The following is a 25,660-nucleotide window of genomic DNA, read 5'->3' on the forward strand; positions in this document are numbered from 1 at the left end:
TTAACAATAGGTGCGCTATGGAATGGCATGTGAAGAAGACCTGCTGTCACAAAAAAGCAGGGAGGCTCTATATCGTACTTTGCGATAGCGGTGGTTCGCTCAAGATGCTTGCCCAGGCGCAATCATCTGAGCGGATTAAGCCCGGCGATCTCCTTTCACCGCTGAAGGATGCACAGTATTGTATTAACCGCGATAAATCCCGTGTCATTAAGGTAATTGATGCCAGACAGTACATCTGTGATGAATGGGAACGTCTGTTACGACTGTCTGAAGATAAGTAATCTCAGGGCTGGTGTTTGCGTGAAGGCAGAAAAATCGTCATTAGCCCTGCCATGATGCACAGTACCCCTGCCAGCGCTTTCACTGAAAATGTTCCCTGCCAGCCGGGCAGGATCATTGAGGCAACCCACACCAGCACATAGCTCAGGCTGAGTAGGGCATAGGCTTTGCTCAGCGCGAGTTGGTGTAGGGCTTTATGCCAACAAATCACTGACAGTAAATACCCTGTCAATCCGGCATATAAAGCAAACGCTCCGATACTGACAGAGAATACGGCAGAGATGAACGCCAGCGGCTGCAGCATTGGCGGCAGATTATCCATCGCAAAGCCAAGGCTCAACTGGGCAGCAGAGGTGATAATAACGCTACATAATCCCCAAAATATGCCCATTACACTGCGCTCCCAAGAATAAATATGCCGGTAATGATTAGCCCAACGCCCAGCCAGTGGCGTGTGGTGACGGGTTCGCGCCAGATTTTCCAGGCCGCGAGAGTAACCCAGACAAAGTTAAGGCTCAGCATGGGATAGGCAATACCGACAGGAATGTTTTGTAAAACCGCCAGCCATAGCAGCATGGCCAGACCGAGGCTCGCCAGAGCAAGCCCAATCCATTGCGTAATGTAGCGTTTTCGCGCACGAACAGACACCGGTCGGGTCGCCTGCTTCTGGCATAGCTGGCCGCAGACGCTGAGCAGGCTGGCGAGGACTAAGGCTATCCAGATCATTTGGGCCGATACTGAATCAGGACCAGACGCCCCTGATTATCAATGTAGTCAGCGGGAGGGATGGCAAGCTGATTAATATCTTCATCCTTACCGACAGAGAGCACGAGCGTAATGTTTCCTTGTTGACGATGTTGTGCTAACCAGTCGGCAAAGCCTTCCCGGCTGACGAAGCGGCCTTGAGCATCTGGGTAGCTGAGGCCGTATTTTAACTCGCCCGTTTGTCCGTACATCATGATGTCGTCGCGCTTCAGGCTCCAGGCCAGTCCCGCAGCGACGCCAACGCTGTCGGTGAGAATATAACGGCTCGGCTCTAGCGATTCTTTGGTCATCTCGACAAAAAACTGCGGCTGTTTAGATTCCATCACCCGGTCAGGAATGGAGAAGCCAAATAACAGCGCCAGCCCTAATGGGCATAGTGCTGCGAATTTCCAGTTCTTCTCGCGGTTATTTAGCGTATACCAGCCAAAAATCGTCCAGATGATAAAGATGCCCCAGGCACAAAAAACCTTATACGTTTCGATATGCGACCAGACCGGCGTCTTCAATGGTCCCAGCGTGGAAACAATAAACGTAGCGACGATGCCGACGACACCAAATAGCACGTTGATCCAGCCATTGATGCGCAGGGATGCTGAGTCTTTTTCCGCAGCCTGCAGGCCGAAGCGCGCCGTTAATATCGCCAGCGGCGCGAAGCAGGAAAGAATATAGGTCGGCAGTTTTCCTTTCGCGATGCTGAAAAACAGAATTGGCATAATAATCCAGCTTAACAGGTACAGAGCACTGCGCGGAACATCCCGCTCACGCCAGCCCGTACGCAGCGCGCCGGGAAGCAGACCGAGCCACGGTAATGTGCCTGCCACAAATATCGGGATGTAGTACCAGATAGGAGCCTTATGCTGGGCATCATCCTGCGCAAAGCGCTGAATATGTTCAACCCAGAAGAAGTAATGCCAGAAATCCGGCTCGCGTTGTGCAATCGCTATACCCCACGGTAGTACGATCGCGATGCAGCCGATCACCGCCAGCAGACCGTAGAGAATGAGGTCTTTCCAACGCTTTTGAGCAAAAACCCATGGTAATACGCTAAGCACAGGGACGGCGAGTGCCAGAAAACCTTTGGTCATTACACCCATACCGCAGGTCAGCCCAAGCAACAAAAAAGCGATGATTTTGCGTGTTCTGGTGGTGGCCTGCATGCCTTCCCAAAAACAGCACATGCCCGCCATCAGCCAAAGCGCTATGATGGGATCAAGTACCGCGTAGGTGCCGATGCTGTAAACCGAAAAAAACGTTAAAAAGATAGCGGAGGAGAGTACGGCGGTACGCTTATCATGCCACAGTAGCATGGCAAGCCAGGCTACCAGTAATGCGGTCAACAAAGTGGCAAAAATAGCCCCCGCTCTGACACCAAAATTGTTTGCGCCAAACAGCCATTGTCCGATGCTGTTCAACCAGTATCCGGCAATTGGTTTTTCAAAATAACGCAGCCCTAAAAAGTGTGGAACGATCCAGTCACCAGAGTTGAGCATTTCCCGGCTGATTTCAGCATAGCGCGTTTCATCAGGCTGCCAGAGCATACGGCTGTTGATAGGTAAAATAAAATACAGTGCGATTAAAGCGATAAATGCCAGAGTGTAGCGGGCAGCAGGTTTCATGGTGTCACACTCACCGGTTGTTGGCAGCCGAGCCATCCCTCTCTGCCGGGTATTTTTCCACGTACTATCTGTCCTAACGGCAGCGTACTGATGTCGTCAGGTAACAGCTCGCCAAGCGGGCAGAATGTCATCCCCATGTCCGCGGCGCGAGTAAGCAGCTCGTCAAAGTTCTGATGAAAGGCGATGCCTTCAACTTCCGCATGAATGGTGTACACCGGTGTTCCTCTGCTCATCTGGATGTGGGAGAGAATATAGGAGTTGAAGTCCACCGCCTGGACCTCCTGACCAACCACTTCATCCCATGTTGGTAGGGTGACGGGAATTTGTGGCGTCCCCGTTTTCCCGGATTCCAGCACCGGACGAAATAACGACGTTCCTCGACAGTCACTGTTATAGCGCAGATGGAATGCTTCTTTGGCATGGACGACACGGTTGTCGGCACGCCATCCGGCAACGGCAGAGCAGGTGACTGGCTGACCGATGATGGCTTCAAGTGCGGTGATACCTTGCGAAATATCATCAATCAGCTGTTTGTCATTCCAGTTTCCGCTTCGCGCCTGCCAGGCGTGATGATCCCAGGCATGCAAACCGGTTTCATGAATCTGGGCGGTTTGTGCAATGATTGCCGCGTTGGCCTGGCCGATCTCTTTTCCCGGCCATGCGGTTCCAGCCAATAAAATATCCCATCCGTAGAGCGATGCTGCGTTTGAACGCAGCATTTTCCACAGAAATTGCGGCTTCACAAGACGCCAGAGATGGCGTCCCATGTTGTCAGGCCCAACGCTAAAGAAAAAACTTGCCCGAACGTTATGTCGGTTTAATGTCTCCAGCAGGCGGGGCACGCCTTCGCGCGTCCCCCTGAATGTATCGACATCAATGCGCAAGCCTACTTTGGTCATGATGTGTGTTCCGTGATATCCACACTGCGTAAGAAGAAGTCCAGCGTCTCTTCTACCGTTTCCTGCATCTCAATGGTCGGTTCCCAGTTCAGGCAGCGTTTTGCATTGCGAATGTTAGGCTTACGATGCTCAACGTCTTGATAACCTTTACCGTAGTAGCTGCTGCTTTCGACGTCACGGAAACCGGCAAACGGAGGGAAGTGGTTACGCAACGGATGTTTTTCAAAGCAGGAAAGCAGCATTTCTGCCAGTTCCTGAATACTTGCTTCGTTCTGTGGATTACCGATGTTGATAATCTCACCGTCACAGCGGCCGCCTTCGTTTTCAATGATGCGGTACAGGGCTTCGATACCATCGCGAATGTCGGTAAAGCAGCGTTTTTGCTTACCGCCTTCAATCAGCTTGATCGGTGAACCTTCCACGAGGTTGAGGATCAGCTGTGTAATGGCGCGTGAGCTGCCGATACGCGCGGCGTTAAGGCTGTCCAGACGCGGTCCCATCCAGTTAAACGGGCGGAACAGGGTGAAGCGCAATCCCTCTTTTTCGCCGTATGCCCAGATAACACGGTCCAGCAGCTGCTTGGATACGGAGTAGATCCAGCGTGGTTTATTGACCGGACCGACGATCAGATTTGAACTGTCTTCATCAAAGACTTTGTCGGTACACATGCCGTAGACTTCGGAGGTTGACGGGAAAATGATGCGCTTGCGGTATTTCACGCAGTAACGAATGATTTTCAGGTTCTCTTCAAAATCGAGCTCAAATACGCGCAGCGGGTTGCGGGTATATTCGATAGGCGTTGCGATCGCTACCAGCGGCAGCACAACGTCGCATTTTTTCACATGATATTCAATCCATTCGGAGTGAATGCTGATATCACCTTCGACGAAATGGAATCGCGGATGTTGCAGGAAACGCCCAATGGCGTCGCTGCCAATATCGAGTCCATACACTTCGTAATTATCTTCTTGCAGCAGGCGCTCGGTCAGATGGTTACCAATGAAGCCGTTAACGCCGAGGATCAGTACGCGAGTACGGCGTTTGCTGGTGGTCACTGACTGGCTGTTCAGGCGAGAACCTGGCACCAGACCCAGAACTTGCGCCAGTTGTGAACCCTGCATTGCAATACCATCGCCAGCTTGTCCGGTAATAATCTCCAGTGCGCCATCGGCACAGGCGATAAGTAAAGGAGACACGGAGATGACGGTACCCGGCTGGGCCGCAATGTCGTTTGTGCAAACGTGCGATGACCAGACGGTGAACTTTTGCGTGCCAACATAGCTAAATGCGCCCGGCCACGGATCGCTGACGGCACGGACCTGGTTATGTAACTCCGCGGCAGGTTTGTTCCAGTCGAGGAAGCTATCTTCCGGCGTACGGCGACCAAAACAAGTAGCATCTGCATCCTGTTGAGGGAATTCGGAGTAACTTCCCGCGTTGATGGCCGGCAGTGTCTGCTCCAGCAGGTGACGCGCAGCCTGGCACAATTTATGGTGCAGCGTTAACGCCACATCATCCGGTGAAATAGCAACGCGCTGCTGGGCAACTATGGCACCAGCATCCGCGCGTTTGACCATGCGGTGAAGTGTGACGCCCGTTTCGGTTTCACCATTGACCAATACCCAGTTCAATGGCGCGCGACCACGGTATTTCGGCAGCAGCGAGCCGTGCAGATTAAATGCACCCTTAGGGGCAAGACTGAGGATCTCATCACTCAGTAAATGGCGATAGTAGAACGAGAAGATAACATCGGGTGCCAGTTGGCTAATGCGCTCAATCCACAGGGGATGATTAACCTCGTCTGGGGCGTAAACCGGAATACCGGCGCTGGCCGCGAGGCGGGAAACAGATCCAAAAAACGCTTTTTCACCCGGGTTGTCGGTGTGCGTAAAAATGGCAGCGATTTCATAACCTGCATCCAACAAGGCCTGGACACCCTGACATCCCATATCGTGATAGGCAAATACGACGGCTTTCATGCGCGGTTTTCCTCGGTTGACTGCGTAGTTTGTGGGCGGATAACGTGTTGAACAAAATAGCGGGGGCGGGCGCGGACATCGTTATAGATTCGACCGATATATTCGCCGAGTAAACCCATGCCAATAAACTGTGCGCCGATAAAGGTAAACAGGACGGCAAACAGCATGAATACCCCCTCCGCTGCCCACTGTGGGCCGAGCGTCAGGCGCAGAACAACAAGCAGGACTGATAAGGTAAAGCCCGTGGCGGCGATCACGCTGCCCAGCAGGCTCAACATGCGAAGCGGTGTTGTGGTAAGGCAAGTCACCAGGTCATACATCAGGTTGATCAGACGCATGAAGCTGTATTTGGAGTCACCAAATTCACGCTCTGCATGATGTACCGGGATCTCCGTGGCGCGACGGGCAAAAATGTTGGCCAGAATAGGGATAAAGGTGCTGCGCTCCTGGCAATGCAGCATGGCATCGACGATGTGACGGCGATAGGCGCGTAGCATGCAGCCGTAGTCGCCCATTGCTTTACCGGTGGTTCGTTGGATCAGATGGTTGATCATTCGTGAGGCGGTCTTACGAAATACGCTATCCTGACGGTTCTGGCGTACCGTGCCTACCACATCGAAACCCTCATCTGCAGTGGCGACCAACCGAGGGATCTCCTCCGGCGGGTTTTGCAAATCGGCATCCAGCGTGATGATCAAGTCTCCGGTGACATGGCTGAAACCGGCCATAATCGCCGAGTGCTGTCCGTAATTACGATTCAGTAAAATAGAGACAATATGGCTGTTCGGTGCCTGAGAGGCGTCCATCATCAACTGAGCGGAACGGTCGCTGCTGCCGTCGTCGATGAGCAGAATTTCATAGTCTTTGCCCAATTTTTCGCAGGCGGCGCTGGTGCGTCTGATTAACTCTGGCAGGCTTTCCTGTTCATTAAAAACGGGAATAACAACCGAGACTTTTTTAATCGGTGTGGCTTCAAACATGCTCATTGTCCTGCTATCTCGCGAAGCGCCGTAATGACCCGCTGAGTGTCATCATCGGTCATGTCAGGGAATAACGGCAGCGAGCAGATGCGCGCGCTGTTCCATTCAGTATTTGGGAGCGAAAGGGTAGTGAAGCGTTCGCGATAATATTTTTGCGTATGGGCCGCACGAAAATGCAGACCGGTGCCGATATCTTTGGTCTTCAGCGTTTCCATCAGGGCATCTCTGCTCAACCCGCAGCGCGTTTCATCAACACGAATGATGAATAAGTGCCAGGCATGAACGTGCGACCACTGCGGTAGGCTCAGCGGCTGTAATGGCATATCGGCCAGCGCTTTTTGATAGTGCTGGGCAATTTGCGCCCGGCGTGAGTTCAGTTGCTCCAGCTTATTGAGCTGTACCAGCGCAATAGCGGCGTTAATATCCGTCAGGTTGTATTTGTATCCAGGTGCAAGCACTTCGGCTTGTGGTGCCCGGCCGTAGGTTTGTCGATCAAAAGCATCAACGCCCAGACCGTGAAACTTCAGGCTGCGAAGCCGCTGAGCGAGCTGGCTGTCGTCGGTAACGATCAGTCCACCTTCCGCACAGGTGATATTTTTAATAGCGTGAAACGAGAAGATTGCCGTGCCGCGAGCACCGACATGACGGCCCTTATACAATGTCCCTACGGCATGGGCTGCGTCTTCTATTACCGGGATTCCATAACGCTCGCCAATGGCATAAATTGCGTCGAGGTCGGCGGGGGCGCCAGCATAATGTACTGGAACAATGGCTTTGGTTCGTGGGGTAATAGCGGCTTCAATTTGCTCAGGTGTCACCATAAGCGTATCGCGGTCGACGTCGATCATGACGGGCGATGCACCCAGCAGCACAATCATGTTGAGGGTAGAAACCCACGTCATCGACGGCGTTATGACCTCGTCGCCTGCACCAATGCCCAGCGCCATCAGCGTAATGTGCATTCCTGCAGTGGCGGAGCAAACGGCGACGGCATGCTTATTCCCCGTGAGTTGGCAAAAAGCCTCTTCCAACTGTTGATTTTTCGGGCCGGTGGTTATCCATCCAGAGTCCAGAACCGCCTTCACTGCGGCAAGTTCTTCAGCGCCCATGGCCGGGCGAGAGAAAGGCAAAAAGTCAGACATCATTATTCCTTCAAGCCATTTAACGCCACCGAAGTTTTATTTTTAGTGATAAACAGGGGCGTCGTTAATTATTTCATCAGGCTACAAAGGTTAATGGCTGAAGGTTAATTTATCCTTAAGAGTTTAAGGTTTGAGAGAGGCAAGAAAATAGCGACATTCTCTCTATATACATTTGATAGTAAATAACTTTTATGGGGATTATGTTGTCTTGGCGACACTGCTGCTTACTGTAGACAGGTGGCTGCAATGCCGCTATTAAGAGGGGAATATTCATGTCGCTATTATAATGATAACTTAAAGTAACCCCTTCAAGGTCAACGTCTTACGTGTGGCGATATTTAAATCGTAGGCACTGAGATCTTCTGGTTTAACCCAGGCGAATGCCTGGAACTCTTCGTTAATCTTCACTTCACGATTTGCCGCGACACAATCGAAGATAAGATAAATCATGTAAATCTCTTCCTGACTGCCATCAGCATAGGTTTTAGTGCGAATATCATCACTGAAGGTCCAGGGGGTAATTTCTGATAACACCAGTTGTTCGCCCAGCTCTTCCCTCACTTCACGGCGCAGAGCTTCTTCAATACGTTCACCTGGTTCAACACCGCCGCCAGAAAGCGCCCACTGGCCGGGAAACACACCGCGGTCATCAGCCATTTTGCAGAGTAAATAACAGCCATCGTTTTGAATTAATGGGCATACAATCGTTCTTTGGCGCATCATTCGAGTCCTTGTTGGGGAAGTAGAGAAAATTCCGTCATGCACGCATCTTACCTTTTGCTGGCGGCAGAAAAAATGTTTCATCGGTGATTAAGAGCGCTTTGGCAGGGAAAACAGGATGTTTGTTGAAAATGACGTTCTGGGACGTCCAACTGTGTAATTGGCACAAGAATTTAACCTTAAATTAATCTTGTGAGTAGTATTTAGTTACAATATGTCATTGCATCGCTTTTTTAGCTCATTGATTCCTCGCCATCTGACAGTACAATTCATCGGTTTTGGGGCTATGTTTTGATTCTTGCTGGAAAGGATAGAAAATGAAAAAAAGTTTACTGTTGGGTTTTGCCGGAATGCTGTTTGTTTCCGCGTCGGCGAACGCGATTAGCATTAATGGTCAGGCTGGCGAAGATTACACCAACCTTGGATTTGGTATAGGTACTGAGACCACCGGTCTGGCTGTCAGTGGTAACTGGATGCATAACGATGATGACGGTGATGTTGCCGGGCTGGGCCTTGGTCTGAATATCCCACTGGGGCCGCTGATGGCGACCGTTGGTGGTAAAGGTGTTTATACCAATCCAAACGATGGCGATGAAGGTTATGCTGCTGCTGTCGGTGGTGGTTTACAATGGCCAATTGGCGATAGCTTCCGTCTGTTTGGTGAGTATTATTACTCTCCTGATTCACTTTCCAGCGGTATCGACAGCTATGAAGAAGCGAATGCCGGTGCGCGTCTGACCATTATGCGTCCGCTGAGCATCGAAGCCGGTTATCGTTACCTGAACCTTGCAGGCAAAGACGGCAACCGTGATAACGCAATTGCTGATGGCCCGTACGTTGGGGTTAACGCCAGCTTCTAACATTTCTGGCGCGGCGTTCAGTCGCGCCTTCCCCTCTTCATGCGTTATAGTGTTTTCATCATAAAAGCTGGAGAACACGATGTTAAACGTGGAGATGCTATCCACAGGGGATGAAGTGTTGCACGGACAAATCGTCGACACCAATGCCGCCTGGCTGGCCGATTTTTTCTTTAATCAGGGTTTACCGCTAACACGCCGCAACACGGTAGGTGACAATCTTAACGATTTGGTCGCCGTTTTGCGTGAGCGTAGCGAGCACGCCGATGTACTGATCGTTAATGGCGGTCTGGGACCTACCAGCGATGATTTGAGCGCGCTGGCAGCGGCAACGGCAAAAGGCGAAGGGTTGGTGCTGCATGAAGCATGGCTGGCCGAGATGGAGCGATATTTCCGCGATCGTGGCCGCGTGATGGCGCCAAGCAACCGCAAACAGGCTGAACTTCCGGCCAGCGCTGAGTTTATCAATAATCCGGTGGGTACCGCGTGCGGGTTCGCCCTGAAGCTTAACCGCTGCCTGATGTTCTTTACACCGGGTGTACCGTCAGAATTCAAAGTCATGGTGGAGCATGAGATCCTGCCTCGTTTGCGTGAGCGTTTCTCTTTGGCTCAGCCCCCGTTATGCCTGCGATTAACCACCTTTGGCCGTTCTGAAAGCGACCTGGCGCAGAGCCTGGATCCGCTCCCGTTGCCTCCGGGAGTAACAATGGGTTATCGCTCCTCAATGCCGATTATTGAGCTGAAGCTGACCGGGCCGGATTCCCAACGGGAAGCGATGCTGGCGCTGTGGCCAGAAGTTAAGCGGGTTGCCGGGCAGAATATGATTTTTGAAGGTACGGAAGGCTTACCCGCGCAAATCGCCCGCACGTTGCAAGAACGGCAATTCAGCCTGACGCTGAGCGAACAATTCACCGGTGGTCTGGTGGCATTGCAGCTTTCTCGTGCGAATGCGCCACTGTTGGCGAGTGAAGTGGTTCCGCCTCAGGAAGAAACGCTGGCGCAAACGGCGCATTGGATAACTGAGCGACGCAGCAAGCATTATGCTGGATTAGCACTCGCTATATCGGCTTTCGAAAACGAACATATTAACTTTGCCCTGGCCACGGCTGATGGGACACACGCCTTGCGCGTACGGCTGAATGCAAATCGCTACAGCCTGGCGATTCGTCAGGAAGTGTGCGCGATGATGGCGCTAAATATGCTGCGCCGCTGGCTAAACGACCAGGATGTTGCCAGCGAACACGGCTGGATTGAAGTGGTTGAATCGTTGACAATTTAATCACAGATTGGGAAGGCTAAATACCTTCCCAATCTGGCTCATGCGGTGGTATCGCCAGGCAATAGCCCGGTAATTAACTGAACTAAATCACGATCAATACCTTGTTCCAGCATTATGTGAGCGATACGTAAGGCTTCTTCTTGCATACCTTTTTGCACCCCTTGCTGTATCCCTTCTTGCAGTCCATTTTGGTGGCCTTCCTGCCTGAGCCTCTCTGCAATTGTCATCAGCTTCTCCTTGTGATGGGGGGATCGTTCGGCAACTTCGCGGATAAACTCGCTGACGCGAGAAACGTCGCCGTACCGTATCAGGTAATTAAATAGCGTTTGTAGCTGGCTGTCATTAGCAGTGCTTGTAACTAATAGCGAGACCAGTCGATCCACTAACCCCATTAAGTCACGATCGCGGATATGTTTTTGCATCAATTCAAGCAGCGCAACCCTGCGATGCTGCGCAATTTCATCGTCAGGTATTACGGTAATGTCGACCAGCGGAAAAGCCTCAGAATACAGTTGTCGCGCCAGTTGCGGATTATCAAATTCATCCAGCCAGTTGAGCGACCAGGGATAGGGACTTTGTTGACCGTGATAAAATAGCATGGGGATCACCAGCGGCAGCGTTTTATTCCCGGCATCAAGATGATGCTGCATCGCCGCGGTGGCATAACGCATCAGGCGAAATGCCATATGCGGTACCGCGGTACTCTGATGTTCAATAACACAATAAATATAGCCCTGACCTTCGCGGGTTTTTAGTGACCACACTACGTCGGAGTAGTATGCGCGGAGATCTTGTTCGATAAAACTGGTGGACTCCAGCTTCAGCGTTTGTAAATCACATATCTCACGTAATGCGATAGGAAGGTGTATCTCCAGAAAATCCCGAGCCATCTCAGGGTAAGACATTATCTTTTTAAAAACGGCATCATGCGGTGTAGATGTAGTGGATTTAGCCATGGTAGTCCGTCACCAGAAAGAGAAGATGGCGTGACGGTATCCACTTTTAATATGCGCTGCATGCGGGAAATGGGTTCTTTGCGTGGGTGAACCAGAGATAAGTACGTCCGACTGCAACGTATTCAATTAAGCGGAACGGGCTACGCAAAAATGCCCGGTAGCAAACACCACCGGGCAACAGAGTTAACCCAACGCTTTGGCAAGCAGGGTGATAGGATGTTCGCAGCTTTTGCTTGTAGACATCTCAATCTGCCATTTACAGGTTTCGCAGTCGGTGACGACGATATCAGCGCCGCTTTCTTCAATTTGGCGGAATAACGGTGCGCCAATAGACTGTGAAGTCGGATAGTTTTCCTTTTTAAAGCCGTAAGTCCCGGCAATCCCGCAACACTGAGAATCCAGCACCGTCAGCTCCAGCCCTGGAATTTGTCGCAGTAGCTCCAGCGTATAGAGCGTCCAGCCCATTTTCTCCATGTGACATGGCGTGTGATAGACCACCTTCAGCGGCAGCGTTTTCAGCGGCAGCGTTTTACCTTCATCCAGCTTGCGCCATAGCCAGCGGGTTGCCAGTTCAATGTGTTCACGCAGGCCTGAGTTGTCGACATCCAGCACTTCCGGATATTCATCACGTAGCGCAAAGGTACAGGTTGATGAGGTGGCGATCACCGGAATGCCTTTGCCATCAATTGCCTCCCTGAGCGAGGCCACGTTGCTGACAGCCTGCTTACGCGCTTTATCGGTAAAACCGTTGGCAATCAGCGGTACGCCGCAGCATTTCTCTTTACTCAGCAGTTGCACACCAGTACCCATTGCATTCAACACCTTGATCAGGTCTTTGCCGAGCTGGGGATGGTTGTAATTCACAAAACAGCCGTGGAAAAAGGCGACCTGATCCTGGTATTGCGCCTGCTGTGCGGCAACGCTGCGATACCAGCGGCGGAAGGTGCCAAAGGAGTACTTCGGCAGCGTACGGCGATGATCGATTTTTAACGCGTAATCCAGCAGTTGACGCACCGGTTTTAATGAGGTGGCGGTATTCACTATAGGGGCGAAGGGGGTGGATACGCTGCCCATTAAATCGGTATGACTTAAGACAAAGTTACGCAACGATGGGCGCGTCGTGTCGTATTTGGCGCGCGCGCGCTGGATGATATCGCCGATTTTCACGTCTGACGGACAGGCCACTTCGCAGCGTTTACAGTTGATGCAGTATTTCAGCGCGTCGTCATATAGCGCGCCATCTTTCAGGCGCAGGCGTTCACCGTCCGGGCCGGCCTGCTTAGGGCCCGGGTAGCTCGGATTGACGCGGCTTACCGGGCAGGCGGTGGTGCACACCGTACATTTGATACAACTTTCAAAACGTGTGTCGCTCATTGCTGTCCTCCTGCACGTTTCGCAATATGATGCGCGGCATGTAAGGCGCTAACTGCGCACACGCCGCCTCCGCAACCCTGGGAGATAGGGTCGAATCCGCCGAGGACGGAACCAATGGCATACATGTTCTCTATCGTTTTTCCCGCCAGTGATGGGCGTAATGCGGAATCGGTAGTCACGCCAAACTGTTGCCACGGTTGTGGATCGAAAACATCACGCTGATACCACTCGGCGCGGGTAGCTGTTTGCTGTACATCCAGTCCCAGGATTGGTTCGTAGATTGCCTCACGCGTGGCGACCAGCCCGCTGCTGAAGAAACTGCCGCTGGCGAGCACGGCGAAACGTGGCCGCAAGGGGATATCGGCATGATTTCGGGTCCAGATTTCGCTGACCACGCCATCCTGACAGGTGATTTTTTTCACTTCATCACCCGGCATCCACACACCGCCCTGGCGCACAAACTGGCGCTGTAATTTGTTGTGCAAACGCATGCCCAGTACCGAAGGTGGTAGGGTCGGTAACAGTGTCAGCGAGCAGGGGAGGCGCTCGTTAAGCCACTGCCAGAGCCGCTCATCGGCCAGACCAAAGCATGCCGGCATGATTATCATGTCGCAGGTTTTTGCCATTGGCAGCAATGCGTCATAGAGCAGCGACCATTTATCTTCGTTATCCAGCAGGCGCGCAATATTAACGGCACGAAACTCGGTTGGGTTATCACGCAGGACATCCAGCTCCGGTAGCTCGATTTCTGCCGTCTCGACGCTGAGATTGCGTTGGCGTAATGACGCCGCGGCGAGATGCGCCTGAAAATCCAGTAACCCGCTAATCCCTACAACGCAGATACGCTGCGCGGACAGCGGCCAGACCGGCACTTCCGGGGAACTTAACCAGGTTGAGCGCAGGGTGCCCAGCGGGGTAACACGTTGATGTGCCTGATGCACTTTGCCCTGCAAATGCGTTCCGCATTCTTCCAGTAAATTTTGCGCCTGTTGGGCCAGTTCCAGAACGTTCTGCGTTCCGATGGTGCTATACGGATGTGCGGGTGCCTGAGTGCGCAGCGCATTCAAACCCGCTTCTATATCCGTCACCGGCTGACCATCGGGTAAGCTGCTGAGCAAATCCAGTGAGCCGGAGGAAAAATGCAGGGCGCTTTGGCCGCGGGTAACAATCGTGCAGCGCAGTCCGCTTTTTTGCAGTTGCAGGCCACATAGCAGTCCGGCGAGGCCGCCGCCGATAATGACGGTATCAAATTTCATCCTGGTGCTCCTTTTCCAGACCACACAACCCTTGATAAACCCAGCGCGTGAATTCGCTTTCGCGCAGCGCATCTCCCCAGGCGATAGGCTGCACGCCTTTCCAGCGTTCGTTGAGGAAGTCGGAAAGCTGGGTAATGGACTGCGCTGCGGTAGTGACATTGAAACGTTGCAGCAAACCTGCGGCGCGACAGGCACACAATTCGCCCTGGCAGGTCCCCATTCCAACACGGGTACGGCGACGCAAATCGAGCAGGCTGTTGACGGTTAAATTCTCGACGGCGTATTGCACTTCGCCTGCGGTGACTGCTTCGCATTCACAGACCAGACTGCGGTGCTGGCGGCCTTCGCTAAGCCACGCAGGGGTGCGATCGCCGTGACGGTAGACCGCCGAGCCGCGTAGTGGCGCTGGCAATGAGATCACGCGTTTAAGCGTATGCTCGGTAGATTCCTGTGAGCCAGGCAGCGTGGTGTCTGCCGTTGTGCAAGGCTGGGTATTGCCCAGCTTACGGCAAACGGCATCGGTGGCCCATTCCGCCATCAGGCGGTAGGTCATCAGTTTGCCGCCGGTAATGGTGATAAACCCTTCCAGTCCGTCACGTTCAGCGTGATCGAACAGTACAATCCCACGGCTGACGTTACGACCGCTTGGGTCGTCGTCGCTGGCCACCAGCGGGCGTACGCCGGAGTAGGCGCGTAAAATGCGCGTTTTCGCCATAATCGGCGCCAACTTCTCGCCTTCACGCAGCAGAATATCGACCTCTTCTGCGGTGACGCGGTTGCTGTCGATATCGTCGTAATCAATGTGCTGTGAGGTGGTACCGATCAGTGAAATAGTATCGCCAGGCACCAGAATATCGGCGTCAGAGGGCTTACGGCAGCGGTTAATGACATGCTGGTTAATGCGATGATCCATAATCAGCAACGAACCTTTGGCCGGGAACATACGGATGCTCAGATCGGCATATTCCGCAATGCGTTGACCCCAGATCCCAGCGGCGTTGACGACAACCGGTGCATGCAGGGACTGCATTTCGCCTGTCAGATGATTGCGCACGTTAACGCCGCAAACCGTTGCGCCTTCGCGGATCAGTCCCGTCACTTCATGCGCCGTTAAGATAACCGCGCCATGCTCACGCGCATCCAGCATGTTAGCTGCTGTTAAGCGGAAAGGATCGACCGTGCCGTCTGGTACTTTTACTGCACCAATCAGCTGTGGATTCACAGAAGGTTCGATAATACGTGCCTGCTGAGGGTCAATCGCTTCTGCGCGAATCCCTGCCTCTTCACAGGCGCGAATAAAGGTGGCCTGGAAGGAAAGCTCATCCTCCGGCAGAGTAATAAACAGACCGTCCGTTGGCTCAACGCAATGACGGGCGATACGTTTCAGAATTTGGTTTTCGCTGATGCACTCACGGGCAGATTCAGCGTCGGTGACGGCGTAGCGTGCACCGCTGTGCAGCAGGCCGTGGTTGCGTCCGGTCGCACCTGTGGCGATATCGTGGCGTTCCACTAAGATGACGCGCAACCCGCGCAGCGCACAGTCACGTGCGATCCCTGCACCTGTTGCTCCTCCACCAATGATAATCACGTCACTTGTTTGCGAGTCGCGAGTTTTCATTGTTTTTCCTCACAGTTCGTTTTTTATCATTTAGCCACATAAAAAACATGGATTGTTTGATTTCGCGCATAATCGCTCATTATTCGAAAATGAAACGTGATTTCGTGCGCCTTTATGAACATTTGTCATAAATCTGTAACAATATGTGCTGCGTTTCACATTTTTGTTATGTATCTTTCCTTAACATCGCGGCCACACTGGGAGCGGTAGGGTAGTAATGACGAACTGCAGTGTTTACTTCGAATGAAAGACGGCCACGGAGGCTACACTATGTTGAGCATTTTTAAACCAGCGTCACACACGGCGCGTTTACCTGCAGCGGAGATCGACCCGACAGATCGTCGATTACGTTGGCAGATTTTTCTGGGGATTTTCTTTGGTTATGCCGCGTACTATCTGGTACGTAAGAACTTTGCCCTTGCGATGCCGTATCTGGTTGAACAAGGTTTCTCGCGTGGCGATCTGGGTTTTGCGTTGTCCGGTATCTCCATTGCTTACGGATTTTCGAAATTCATCATGGGGTCCATTTCGGATCGCTCGAATCCGCGCGTTTTCCTGCCAGCCGGTCTGATACTGGCCGCCGCTGTGATGTTGTTCATGGGCTTTGTGCCGTGGGCGACATCGAGCATTGCTATTATGTTTGTGCTGCTGTTCCTCTGCGGATGGTTCCAGGGGATGGGCTGGCCGCCGTGTGGCCGTACCATGGTGCACTGGTGGTCGCAGAAAGAGCGTGGAGGCATTGTTTCCGTCTGGAACTGTGCGCATAACGTGGGTGGCGGTCTGCCTCCGCTGTTGTTCCTGCTGGGTATGGCCTGGTTCAATGACTGGAAAGCGGCGCTGTATATGCCTGCTTTCGGTGCGATCGTCGTCGCGCTGATTGCTTTTGCCCTGATGCGTGATACACCGCAGTCCTGTGGTCTGCCGCCTATCGAAGAGTATAAGAACGACTATCCGGACGATTACACCGAGAAAGCGGAAGAAGAGCTGACTGCGAAGCAGATCTTCATGCAGTACGTACTGCCGAACAAACTGTTGTGGTACATCGCTATCGCCAACGTGTTTGTTTATCTGCTGCGCTACGGCATCCTGGACTGGTCACCAACTTACCTGAAAGAAGTGAAGCATTTCGCACTGGACAAATCATCCTGGGCCTACTTCCTGTATGAGTATGCGGGTATTCCAGGCACGCTGCTGTGCGGCTGGATGTCGGATAAAGTCTTCCGTGGTAACCGTGGCGCGACCGGCGTGTTCTTTATGACGCTGGTAACTATTGCGACCATCGTTTACTGGATGAACCCGGCAGGCAACCCGAACGTGGATATGGCTTGTATGATCATCATCGGCTTCCTGATCTACGGTCCGGTAATGTTGATTGGTCTGCACGCGCTGGAACTGGCACCGAAAAAAGCGGCGGGAACGGCGGCTGGCTTTACCGGTCTGTTCGGTTATCTCGGCGGTTCTGTGGCCGCGAGCGCCATTGTTGGCTACACCGTTGACTTCTTCGGTTGGGACGGCGGCTTTATGGTAATGATTGGCGGTAGCGTGCTGGCGGTTATTCTGCTGGTAGTCGTCATGATTGGCGAAAAACGCCATCACGAAGAGATGGAACTGAAGCGTAACGGGGGCTAATAGATGAAAACCACATTGAAAAGTCTCAGCGTGGCGCTGATGCTCGCAGGTATGGTAGTCAGCAGTGCAGCTGTTGCCGCAGATAAAATCGTGATTGCGCATCGTGGCGCCAGCGGTTATCTGCCGGAGCATACGCTGCCAGCAAAGGCGATGGCCTATGCCCAGGGGGCGGATTATCTGGAGCAGGATTTGGTTATGACCAAGGATGACCATCTGGTCGTCCTGCATGACCACTATCTTGACCGCGTCACCGATGTTGCCGAGCGTTTCCCGGATCGGGCGCGTAAAGACGGGCGTTACTACGCTATCGACTTTACGCTGGATGAAATTAAATCGCTGAAATTTACCGAAGGCTTCGATATCGAAAATGGCAAAAAGGTCCAGACCTACCCAGGGCGCTTCCCGATGGGTAAATCTGATTTCCGCGTGCACACGTTCGAAGAAGAGATTGAGTTTGTTCAGGGATTAAATCATTCCACCGGTAAAAACATCGGTATTTACCCGGAAATGAAAGCGCCGTGGTTCCATCACCAGGAAGGGAAGGACATTGCGGCTAAGACGCTGGAAGTGCTGAAAAAGTACGGGTATACCGACAAGAACGACAAGGTCTATCTACAGTGTTTTGATGTTGCAGAGTTGAAGCGCATTAAAAATGAACTGGAACCGAAGATGGGGATGGATCTCAATCTGGTACAGTTGATTGCGTACACCGACTGGAATGAAACTCAGGAGAAAAAGCCGGACGGTAGTTGGGTTAATTACAACTACGACTGGATGTTTAAGCCGGGTGCCATGAAGCAGGTTGCGCAGTATGCGGACGGCATTGGGCCGGACTACCACATGCTGATTGATGAGAAGTCGAAGAAGGGCAATATCTCGTTAACTGGCATGGTGCAGGACGCACATCAGAATAAGATGGTGGTGCATCCTTATACCGTTCGCGCCGATCAACTGCCGGATTACACCACTGACGTAAACCAGCTGTATGACATTCTTTATAACAAGGCGGACGTTGACGGGCTGTTCACCGACTTCCCCGACAAAGCAGTGAAATTCTTGAATAAAGAGTGATGGCGTAAGGCCTGTGATGCACCTCCGGTCACAGGCCTAAATGGATGAAACGTTTTAACTGCTAGATAAGGCCGTCTGCTGTCAACGTTTCCATACATGCCTGCAGGAGAAATAAAGGGCTGCCGTCCACCGGCGGCTCTTTTGCCAGTAAGGATATCTGTCGATAGAACGTCGGTTCCAGCGCGACTGAGCGTACTTTCCCACCAACCGCCTTCAGCGTTAATTCCGGTAATAACGCTATACCCAGCCCCTGACGAATAAAGCTCATCGCGGTATCCGGATGGTTAAACTCGTATTTAATGACCGGTTCAATTCCCTTCTCTTTAAATAGCGTCATGATGCTTAATTCATAGCGACCTTTGCTGATAATGAGCGGTTCTCCAACCAGTTGTTCCACTGAAATTGTGCTATTGGCCGCCAGCGGATGGCTTTCAGGAACTACAACGGTAAATTTGTCGCGATACACCGGTACGCAGTACATGCCATTTACCGGGAAATGCACAAATCCCGCATCGATGTCCCCACTGCGCAGGGAATCAACGATTGCCGTGCTGTTTTCCTCATAAGGGATAATTTTGATATGCGGGTGGTGCTGCTCGAAGTGGTGGATGATACCGGGCAAAATACAGGCACAGGCGCTGGGAAAGCAGCCGATTCGCAGGGCTCTGGCCGGGTTTTGTCGCTCTTGCTCGGCAATCTCTTTCACCGCGTTGGTTTCAGACACGATCGTCCGCAGGTGTGAAACGATCCGACTCCCGGCCGGACTAAGTTGAATGTCTTTGCGGCGTTCGCGGATAATAATATCAACCCCTAGCTCTTCCTCTAGCGCTGAAATTGCCTGGCTAACGGCGGATTGGGTCATGTACAGCCGCTTGCTGGCTTCGGTAAAACCACCGTACTCAAGTACGGCAAGCAGGGCGTGGATCTGGGTTAATGTCATTAGCTCCCTCTAATCAACAATATTAAAACGATTAATTTCTCTAATATAATGGACCTGTTTATACTTGCGGTCTACCGTAAAATCACACTTCGACGCACCTGTCCGTAGTTCAGTTGAGCTGAGCGTTGCCTGCGTGCGCCGTCTGGACAGGTTGTCGAATATGAAAGAAAAACTGTGGACGAAAGATTTTTGGGCAATAACGATAATCAGCTTTATTATATTTTTTGTTTTTTATGTCCTGCTCACGCTGTTACCGATCTATATTTCGGATCGACTGCATGCCACTCCAGATAAGGCCGGATTATTAGTCACCTTCTTTTTGGGGGCCGCCATTGTTGTGCGCCCGTTTGCGGGACAATGGGTAGGAAAATATTCGAATAAAACAATTCTGGTGCTCTCTTCTCTGGCCTTTTTGGTGGTCACTGCGCTGTATCCTGTTTGCCACTCAATTGAATCACTGCTGTTGATTCGGGTGCTTCATGGTGTAACGTTTGGCGTTATTACCACGGTAAAAGGAACGATTTCCGCGCGGTTGATACCGGCCTCCCGACGTGGGGAGGGCATCAGTTTTTTCTCGTTAGCCATGGGACTGGCAATGGTTGTGGGGCCGTGGGTAGGGCTGAACATGGCACGCTGGGAAGCTTTTACCACTGCATTCTGGCTGTGTAGCGCGGTTGCCGTACTGGGTATTATCCTGTCATTGATTGTCGCCGTACCGCCGGTTATCCGTCATGCTGACGGCTCAAAACCGAAGCTGGGATTTGCTGCTATGTTTGATCGCGCCGCACTGCCTTTCGCGATGGTGACGTTTTTCATGACCTTTTCCTACGCGGGCGTTTCCGCTTTTCTCGCACTGTATGCGCGCGAGCTCGATCTGATGGCCGCCGCCAGTAATTTCCTGTTGTGTTACGCCATTTGCCTGATGATCTGTCGAACCTTTACCGGCAATGTTTGTGATAAAAAAGGGCCGAAATACGTGGTCTATCCGTGTTTGCTGGCTTTCACCGTCGGGCTGGTGGCGCTTGGCTATACTAACGGCAGCATTATGATGATTATTTCCGGTGGATTAATTGGCATCGGTTATGGTTCGGTCACACCCGTATTTCAGGCACAAATTATTAGTTCGGTGGAACCCCATAAAATTGGTATCGCCAATTCGCTGTTTTTCAATGCGATGGATGCGGGAATGGCAATCGGCGCGTTTATCATGGGGATGATGGTCGAGGGTGTGGGATATCGGGCGATTTATCTGGTGGGGGCGCTGCTGGTGGTACTGGCCGGGGCGCTGTATATCATGCAGATGAAAAAACGCGGAGACGTGGTACTGGTCTCCGCGCATGAAGTTCACTAAACACTACAGCTCTATTTCAATATCGCCTTTTGCCCGGCAACAGCACGGCAATATTTCACCGGGCTGAATGAAGGCCAGCGGTTCTGCAATCCAGTCAACCTGTCCCGCCACCAGGCGGGTACGGCAGGAGCCGCAGTAGCCTTCACGACACTGATATTCGACTTCAACATCGTGCGACTCGAGCGCGGCAAGCAGGGAAGGGTGTTCATCCTGGCACAGCAACTGCGTGCCAGAGATGCGCAGAGTCACGCGGCCCATCAGAGCTGGAAGTTACTCAGATCGTCAGTATCGACTTCGGCATCGATCTGGCCGACCAGATAAGAGCTGACTTCCACTTCCTGCGGCGCAACCTGGACGTTGTCAGACACCAGCCAGGTATTGATCCAAGGGATCGGGTTAGAACGTGTCTGGAATGGCAGATCGAGTCCAACAGCCTGCATACGGATGTTGGTGATGTACTCAACGTACTGGCACAGAATGTCTTTGTTCAGGCCAATCATTGAGCCATCACGGAACAGATAATCTGCCCACTCTTTTTCCTGCAGCGCGGCCTGTACGAACAGGTCGTAGCACTCTTGTTTGCACTCTTCGGCAATTTCCGCCATCTCCGGATCGTCCACGCCGCTGCGCAGCAGGTTCAGCATATGCTGAGTACCGGTCAGGTGCAGGGCTTCGTCGCGGGCGATCAGACGAATAATTTTCGCGTTGCCTTCCATCAGTTCACGTTCGGCGAAGGCGAAAGAGCAGGCGAAGCTGACATAAAAGCGGATCGCTTCCAGCGCGTTCACGCTCATCAGGCACAGATACAGCTTCTTCTTCAGCTCACGCAGGTTTACGACAACCGTTTTACCATTAACGGTATGCGTACCTTCACCGAGCAAATGCCAGTAGCTGGTCATCTCGATCAATTCGTCGTAGTAGCTGGAGATGCCTTCTGCGCGTTTCTGGATTTGCTCGTTGGTGACGATATCGTCAAACACCACCGCCGGATCGTTAACAATATTACGGATGATGTGGGTGTAAGAGCGGGAGTGGATCGTTTCAGAAAACGCCCACGTTTCCACCCAGGTTTCCAGTTCAGGGATCGAGATTAACGGCAGCAGCGCGACGTTAGGACTACGTCCCTGAATGGAGTCCAGCAGCGTCTGATACTTCAGGTTGCTGATGAAGATATGTTTTTCATGTTCCGGCAATGCCTGGAAGTCGATACGATCGCGAGAAACATCGACTTCTTCCGGACGCCAGAAGAAAGAGAGCTGCTTTTCGATCAGTTTTTCAAAGATGTCATATTTTTGCTGATCGTAGCGGGCGACGTTCACCGGCTGGCCGAAGAACATCGGTTCCAGAAGCTGATCATTTTTCGTCTGTGAAAAAGTGGTGTATGCCATTGATGTGAATCCTGTCTGGAATGTACTGCCGGATGCGCTTTGCTTATCCGGCCTACAATACCGCGAATTAATTTGTAGGCCGGGTTAGCGTTACGCCACCCGGCAAAAGATTAAATCTTACATGCGCCGCTTTCGCAGCCATCGTCCTGAATGGACGGTACCAGATCGTCCTGAGAGTCTTCCGCACCGTCACGGGTGTTCTGATAATACAGCGTTTTGACACCAAATTTGTAGGCGGTGAGCAGGTCTTTCAGCAACTGCTGCATCGGTACTTTTCCGGACGGGAAGCGCGACGGATCGTAGTTGGTGTTGGCGGAAATCGACTGATCGATAAATTTCTGCATGATGCCTACCAGCTGCAGATAGCCGTCGTTGTTTGGCATTTCCCACAGCAGTTCGTATGCGTCGTGCAGGTGTTCGTAGTCCGGCACGACCTGACGCAGAATCCCATCTTTCGACGCTTTGATGCTCACGTAACCGCGTGGTGGTTCAATACCGTTGGTGGCGTTGGAGATCTGTGAAGAGGTCTCGGACGGCATCAGGGCTGACAGCGTGGAGTTACGCAGGCCGTAAGTCTTGATAGATTCACGCAGCTGTTCCCAGTCCATATGCAGCGGTTCGTTAGCGATAGCATCAAGATCTTTTTTATAGGTATCAATCGGCAGAATACCTTTCGCATAGGTGGTTTCGTTAAACCATGGGCATGCGCCTTGCTCTTTTGCCAGCTCGTTAGAAGCCTTCAACAGGTAATATTGAATCGCTTCAAAGGTTTTGTGAGTCAGGTTATTGGCGCTGCCGTCAGAGTAGCGTTTACCGTTTTTCGCCAGCCAGTAAGCGTAGTTGATCACGCCAATACCCAGCGTACGACGACCCATCGCACCGCGCTTGGCGGCCGGAATCGGATAATCCTGGTAATCGAGCAGCGCATCCAGCGCACGTACAGCCAGTACAGCCAGCTCTTCCAGTTCGTCCAGGCTTTCGATAGCGCCCAGGTTAAATGCGGACAGCGTACACAGTGCAATTTCGCCGTTTTCATCGTTAACGTCGGTCAGCGGTTTGGTCGGCAGGGCAATTTCCAGGCACAGGTTGGACTGGCGTACCGGCGCGACAACCGGATCAAACGGGCTATGGGTGTTGCAGTGGTCAACGTTCTGAATGTAGATACGACCGGTCGAGGCACGTTCCTGCATCATCAGTGAGAACAGCTCAACTGCTTTCACGCGCTGTTTGCGGATGCTGTCGTCGTTTTCATATTGGGTGTACAGACGCTCGAACTCATCCTGATCGGCGAAGAACGCGTCATACAGACCCGGGACGTCAGACGGGCTAAACAGGGTGATGTCACCGCCTTTCAGCAGGCGGGTGTACATCAGCTTGTTGATCTGTACGCCGTAGTCCATGTGACGAACGCGGTTACCTTCGACGCCACGGTTGTTTTTCAGGACCAGCAGGCTTTCAACTTCCAGGTGCCACATTGGGTAGAACAGCGTGGCTGCACCACCGCGTACGCCACCTTGAGAGCAGGATTTCACCGCAGTCTGGAAATGCTTGTAGAACGGAATACAGCCGGTGTGGAACGCTTCACCGCCGCGAATCGGGCTACCCAGCGCACGGATGCGACCAGCGTTAATGCCGATACCGGCACGCTGAGAAACGTATTTCACAATTGCGCTGGAGGTTGCGTTGATGGAGTCCAGGCTGTCGCCGCACTCGATTAGTACGCAGGAGCTGAACTGACGCGTTGGGGTACGCACGCCGGACATAATTGGCGTCGGCAGCGAGATTTTGAACGTAGAAACGGCGTCGTAGAAACGTTTTACATATTGCAGACGTGTTTCACGCGGATAGTTAGAGAACAGGCAAGCCGCTACCAGAATGTAGAGGAACTGTGCGCTTTCATAGATCTCACCGGTAACACGGTTTTGCACCAAATATTTACCTTCCAACTGCTTCACCGCAGCGTAGGAGAAGGTCATATCACGGTCGTGTACGATGAACGAGTCCATCTGCTTGAACTCTTCTTCCGTGTAGTCTTCCAGCAGATGATTGTCGTATTTGCCCATTTCAACCATTTTCACGACATGGTCGAACAGCTTTGGCGGTTCAAACTCACCGTACGCTTTTTTACGCAGGTGGAAAATCGCCAGACGGGCAGCCAGATACTGATAATCCGGCGCTTCGCGGGAGATCAGGTCGGCGGCTGCTTTGATGATTGTTTCATGGATGTCGGAGGTCTTGATTCCGTCATAAAACTGAATGTGGGAGCGCAGCTCGACCTGAGAAATCGATACGTTATTCAGTCCTTCTGCCGCCCAATCCAGAACTCGGTGGATTTTGTCGAGATTGATGCGCTCTGTACTACCATCACGCTTTGTCACCAGCAGACTCTGATTCATGTGGTTTTTTACCTGTCCGTGAAAGAAAAAATATCCCCCATATTATCCACAGAGTCATGTTGTGACTAAGTCTGTGGATAAATACTATATGTAGGGGTTGTTTGATAAAATAGACGCTATATGGTGAGTATTCTAGTAGGGATTCTTTTCAGCACAAGAGTTGATTTTGAGGTTAAATTGAGGTTGCAAAAGGGTGATAATCGCTAAGTGCGCGTCTTATAAGGCCTGGCGGGGATGTCAATAATTGAGAAAAAAAATAGAAAATTTGATCGAGTGCTGATTTCTTCATCTAAGGCAAGGAAAGTTCTTATGATCTGGCACAGGATTTGTAGGCCTGATAAGCGAAACGTCATCAGGCATGGTTCCAGTAAGCATGCCGGATGGCGGCGTTGCACGCTTTATCCGGCCTACAGGAGCGGTTAATCAACCTTGGCGGTGGTATGTACCATATAGTTCACATCAACGCCCGGGCCAAGTTTGAAGGTGTTGGTGATGGGGTTGTAATGCAGGCCGGTCATATGGCGCTCTTTCAGTACGGTCTGGTCAACCCACTCTAATAATTCAGCAGGCTTAATAAATTTTTTCACATCGTGCGTGCCTTTCGGCACCATGCGCAGAATATATTCCGCTCCGACCACCGCCATCAGCCAGGATTTGCCGTTGCGGTTAAGCGTGGAGAAAAATACTTCGCCACCCGGTTTGACCAGCCTGGCGCAAGCTCTGACCACTGACTGTGGGTCTGGCACGTGCTCCAGCATTTCCATACAGGTGACAACGTCATACTGATGTGCATGCTTTTCCGCATGCTCTTCGACGGTTTCTTGTACGTACTCTACCTGGATACCGCTTTCCAGTGCATGCAGTTTTGCTACCTGCAGCGGTTCAAAACCCATGTCCAGTCCGGTGACGGTAGCACCTTCGCGCGCCATGCTCTCCGCCAGAATACCGCCGCCGCATCCGACGTCGAGTACCTTTTTACCAAACAGGCCGCCTGAGCGCTCAGTAATATAGCCCAGACGCAGTGGGTTAATGCGGTGCAGCGGCTTAAATTCACCCTCAAGATCCCACCAGCGTGACGCGACTGCTTCAAACTTGGCAATTTCTTCATGGTCAACGTTGTGAGCTACCGGAGGTTTTTCGGCATTCATTGGGGCTTCTACTCCTA

Annotated in this window: 23 protein-coding genes; 6 read left to right on the top strand and 17 right to left on the bottom strand. The window is 52.1% G+C overall.

The genetic code is table 11. The features are described from left to right. The first annotated feature begins 17 nt into the window (after nucleotides 1-17). On the top strand, nucleotides 18-281 hold the full coding sequence (pmrD, locus tag GHC22_RS07545; protein WP_079934570.1) for a signal transduction protein PmrD: 264 nt from the start codon (nucleotides 18-20) through the stop codon (nucleotides 279-281). Nucleotides 282-283: 2 nt separating this feature from the next. Here pmrD and arnF read toward each other — a convergent pair whose 3' ends face one another. The 8 genes from arnF to nudI all read right to left on the bottom strand — a co-directional run bounded on the left by arnF (nucleotide 284) and on the right by nudI (nucleotide 8,380). Further along, on the bottom strand, nucleotides 284-670 hold the full coding sequence (gene arnF / locus GHC22_RS07550) for a 4-amino-4-deoxy-L-arabinose-phosphoundecaprenol flippase subunit ArnF (protein WP_048224714.1): 387 nt from the start codon (nucleotides 668-670) through the stop codon (nucleotides 284-286). Further along, the gene (arnE, locus tag GHC22_RS07555) at nucleotides 670-1,005 is read right to left on the bottom strand and encodes a 4-amino-4-deoxy-L-arabinose-phosphoundecaprenol flippase subunit ArnE (protein WP_003834709.1); all 336 of its coding nucleotides are present in this window, start codon (nucleotides 1,003-1,005) and stop codon (nucleotides 670-672) included. Before arnE ends, arnF begins: the two co-directional genes overlap by 1 nt. After that, nucleotides 1,002-2,660: a lipid IV(A) 4-amino-4-deoxy-L-arabinosyltransferase gene (arnT, locus tag GHC22_RS07560; RefSeq protein ID WP_153753964.1), complete on the bottom strand. Its 1,659-nt coding sequence runs from the start codon at nucleotides 2,658-2,660 to the stop codon at nucleotides 1,002-1,004. Before arnT ends, arnE begins: the two co-directional genes overlap by 4 nt. Beyond that, nucleotides 2,657-3,559: a 4-deoxy-4-formamido-L-arabinose-phosphoundecaprenol deformylase gene (arnD, locus tag GHC22_RS07565; RefSeq protein WP_153752581.1), complete on the bottom strand. Its 903-nt coding sequence runs from the start codon at nucleotides 3,557-3,559 to the stop codon at nucleotides 2,657-2,659. Before arnD ends, arnT begins: the two co-directional genes overlap by 4 nt. Beyond that, nucleotides 3,556-5,538, bottom strand: a complete 1,983-nt coding sequence (gene arnA, locus GHC22_RS07570; protein ID WP_153752583.1) for a bifunctional UDP-4-amino-4-deoxy-L-arabinose formyltransferase/UDP-glucuronic acid oxidase ArnA — start codon at nucleotides 5,536-5,538, stop codon at nucleotides 3,556-3,558. Before arnA ends, arnD begins: the two co-directional genes overlap by 4 nt. Beyond that, entirely contained in the window at nucleotides 5,535-6,518 is a 984-nt protein-coding gene (arnC, locus tag GHC22_RS07575; RefSeq protein ID WP_042307134.1) for an undecaprenyl-phosphate 4-deoxy-4-formamido-L-arabinose transferase, read from the bottom strand. Before arnC ends, arnA begins: the two co-directional genes overlap by 4 nt. A 2-nt stretch (nucleotides 6,519-6,520) precedes the next feature. Continuing rightward, nucleotides 6,521-7,660, bottom strand: a complete 1,140-nt coding sequence (gene arnB / locus GHC22_RS07580; protein ID WP_153753965.1) for a UDP-4-amino-4-deoxy-L-arabinose aminotransferase — start codon at nucleotides 7,658-7,660, stop codon at nucleotides 6,521-6,523. A gap of 294 nt (nucleotides 7,661-7,954) precedes the next feature. After that, nucleotides 7,955-8,380 carry a nucleoside triphosphatase NudI gene (gene nudI / locus GHC22_RS07585; protein WP_048215870.1) on the bottom strand — a complete coding sequence of 142 codons (426 nt, stop codon included), beginning with the start codon at nucleotides 8,378-8,380 and terminating at the stop codon, nucleotides 7,955-7,957. A gap of 317 nt (nucleotides 8,381-8,697) precedes the next feature. Between nudI and GHC22_RS07590 the strand changes: the two genes are divergently transcribed. Continuing rightward, nucleotides 8,698-9,240 carry a YfaZ family protein gene (locus GHC22_RS07590; protein ID WP_071445251.1) on the top strand — a complete coding sequence of 181 codons (543 nt, stop codon included), beginning with the start codon at nucleotides 8,698-8,700 and terminating at the stop codon, nucleotides 9,238-9,240. Between the two features lie 79 nt (nucleotides 9,241-9,319). Beyond that, entirely contained in the window at nucleotides 9,320-10,516 is a 1,197-nt protein-coding gene (locus GHC22_RS07595) for a nicotinamide mononucleotide deamidase-related protein YfaY (RefSeq protein ID WP_153752585.1), read from the top strand. A 38-nt stretch (nucleotides 10,517-10,554) separates the two neighbouring features. Here GHC22_RS07595 and GHC22_RS07600 read toward each other — a convergent pair whose 3' ends face one another. The 4 genes from GHC22_RS07600 to glpA all read right to left on the bottom strand — a co-directional run bounded on the left by GHC22_RS07600 (nucleotide 10,555) and on the right by glpA (nucleotide 15,720). Then, nucleotides 10,555-11,472: an Rpn family recombination-promoting nuclease/putative transposase gene (locus GHC22_RS07600; protein ID WP_153752587.1), complete on the bottom strand. Its 918-nt coding sequence runs from the start codon at nucleotides 11,470-11,472 to the stop codon at nucleotides 10,555-10,557. A 183-nt stretch (nucleotides 11,473-11,655) separates the two neighbouring features. Next, complete coding sequence (gene glpC / locus GHC22_RS07605) at nucleotides 11,656-12,846, bottom strand: anaerobic glycerol-3-phosphate dehydrogenase subunit GlpC (protein ID WP_048224697.1); 1,191 nt, start codon at nucleotides 12,844-12,846, stop codon at nucleotides 11,656-11,658. Further along, complete coding sequence (gene glpB, locus GHC22_RS07610) at nucleotides 12,843-14,102, bottom strand: glycerol-3-phosphate dehydrogenase subunit GlpB (RefSeq protein WP_100272090.1); 1,260 nt, start codon at nucleotides 14,100-14,102, stop codon at nucleotides 12,843-12,845. The genes glpC and glpB overlap by 4 nt, the downstream gene beginning before the upstream one ends. Beyond that, nucleotides 14,092-15,720, bottom strand: a complete 1,629-nt coding sequence (gene glpA / locus GHC22_RS07615; RefSeq protein WP_153752589.1) for an anaerobic glycerol-3-phosphate dehydrogenase subunit A — start codon at nucleotides 15,718-15,720, stop codon at nucleotides 14,092-14,094. The genes glpB and glpA overlap by 11 nt, the downstream gene beginning before the upstream one ends. Nucleotides 15,721-15,990: 270 nt before the next feature. Between glpA and glpT the strand changes: the two genes are divergently transcribed. Continuing rightward, nucleotides 15,991-17,349 (top strand): glycerol-3-phosphate transporter, encoded by a 1,359-nt coding sequence (glpT, locus tag GHC22_RS07620; RefSeq protein ID WP_153752590.1) that lies wholly within the window; start codon nucleotides 15,991-15,993, stop codon nucleotides 17,347-17,349. 3 nt (nucleotides 17,350-17,352) lie between these two features. Beyond that, a complete protein-coding gene (gene glpQ, locus GHC22_RS07625; protein ID WP_048234857.1) occupies nucleotides 17,353-18,420 on the top strand; it encodes a glycerophosphodiester phosphodiesterase in 1,068 nt (355 codons plus the stop codon). Between the two features lie 61 nt (nucleotides 18,421-18,481). Here the strand turns inward: glpQ and GHC22_RS07630 are convergent, their stop codons facing one another. Then, complete coding sequence (locus GHC22_RS07630) at nucleotides 18,482-19,360, bottom strand: LysR family transcriptional regulator (RefSeq protein ID WP_153752592.1); 879 nt, start codon at nucleotides 19,358-19,360, stop codon at nucleotides 18,482-18,484. 160 nt (nucleotides 19,361-19,520) lie between these two features. On the opposite strand from GHC22_RS07630, the gene GHC22_RS07635 reads away from it, so the two are divergent. Further along, nucleotides 19,521-20,711 (top strand): MFS transporter, encoded by a 1,191-nt coding sequence (locus GHC22_RS07635; protein ID WP_153752594.1) that lies wholly within the window; start codon nucleotides 19,521-19,523, stop codon nucleotides 20,709-20,711. A gap of 3 nt (nucleotides 20,712-20,714) precedes the next feature. On the opposite strand, the gene yfaE is transcribed toward GHC22_RS07635, so the two are convergent. The 4 genes from yfaE to ubiG form a co-directional block, all read right to left on the bottom strand. After that, nucleotides 20,715-20,969 (bottom strand): ferredoxin-like diferric-tyrosyl radical cofactor maintenance protein YfaE, encoded by a 255-nt coding sequence (yfaE, locus tag GHC22_RS07640; RefSeq protein WP_003027609.1) that lies wholly within the window; start codon nucleotides 20,967-20,969, stop codon nucleotides 20,715-20,717. After that, nucleotides 20,969-22,099: a class Ia ribonucleoside-diphosphate reductase subunit beta gene (gene nrdB, locus GHC22_RS07645; RefSeq protein WP_003834668.1), complete on the bottom strand. Its 1,131-nt coding sequence runs from the start codon at nucleotides 22,097-22,099 to the stop codon at nucleotides 20,969-20,971. Before nrdB ends, yfaE begins: the two co-directional genes overlap by 1 nt. Nucleotides 22,100-22,209: 110 nt before the next feature. Further along, the gene (gene nrdA / locus GHC22_RS07650) at nucleotides 22,210-24,495 is read right to left on the bottom strand and encodes a class 1a ribonucleoside-diphosphate reductase subunit alpha (RefSeq protein ID WP_008785315.1); all 2,286 of its coding nucleotides are present in this window, start codon (nucleotides 24,493-24,495) and stop codon (nucleotides 22,210-22,212) included. 419 nt (nucleotides 24,496-24,914) lie between these two features. Continuing rightward, entirely contained in the window at nucleotides 24,915-25,643 is a 729-nt protein-coding gene (gene ubiG, locus GHC22_RS07655) for a bifunctional 2-polyprenyl-6-hydroxyphenol methylase/3-demethylubiquinol 3-O-methyltransferase UbiG (protein WP_008785314.1), read from the bottom strand. Nucleotides 25,644-25,660: the final 17 nt, after the last annotated feature.

Source organism: Citrobacter sp. H12-3-2 (assembly GCF_009649895.1).
Lineage (GTDB): Bacteria > Pseudomonadota > Gammaproteobacteria > Enterobacterales > Enterobacteriaceae > Citrobacter > Citrobacter portucalensis.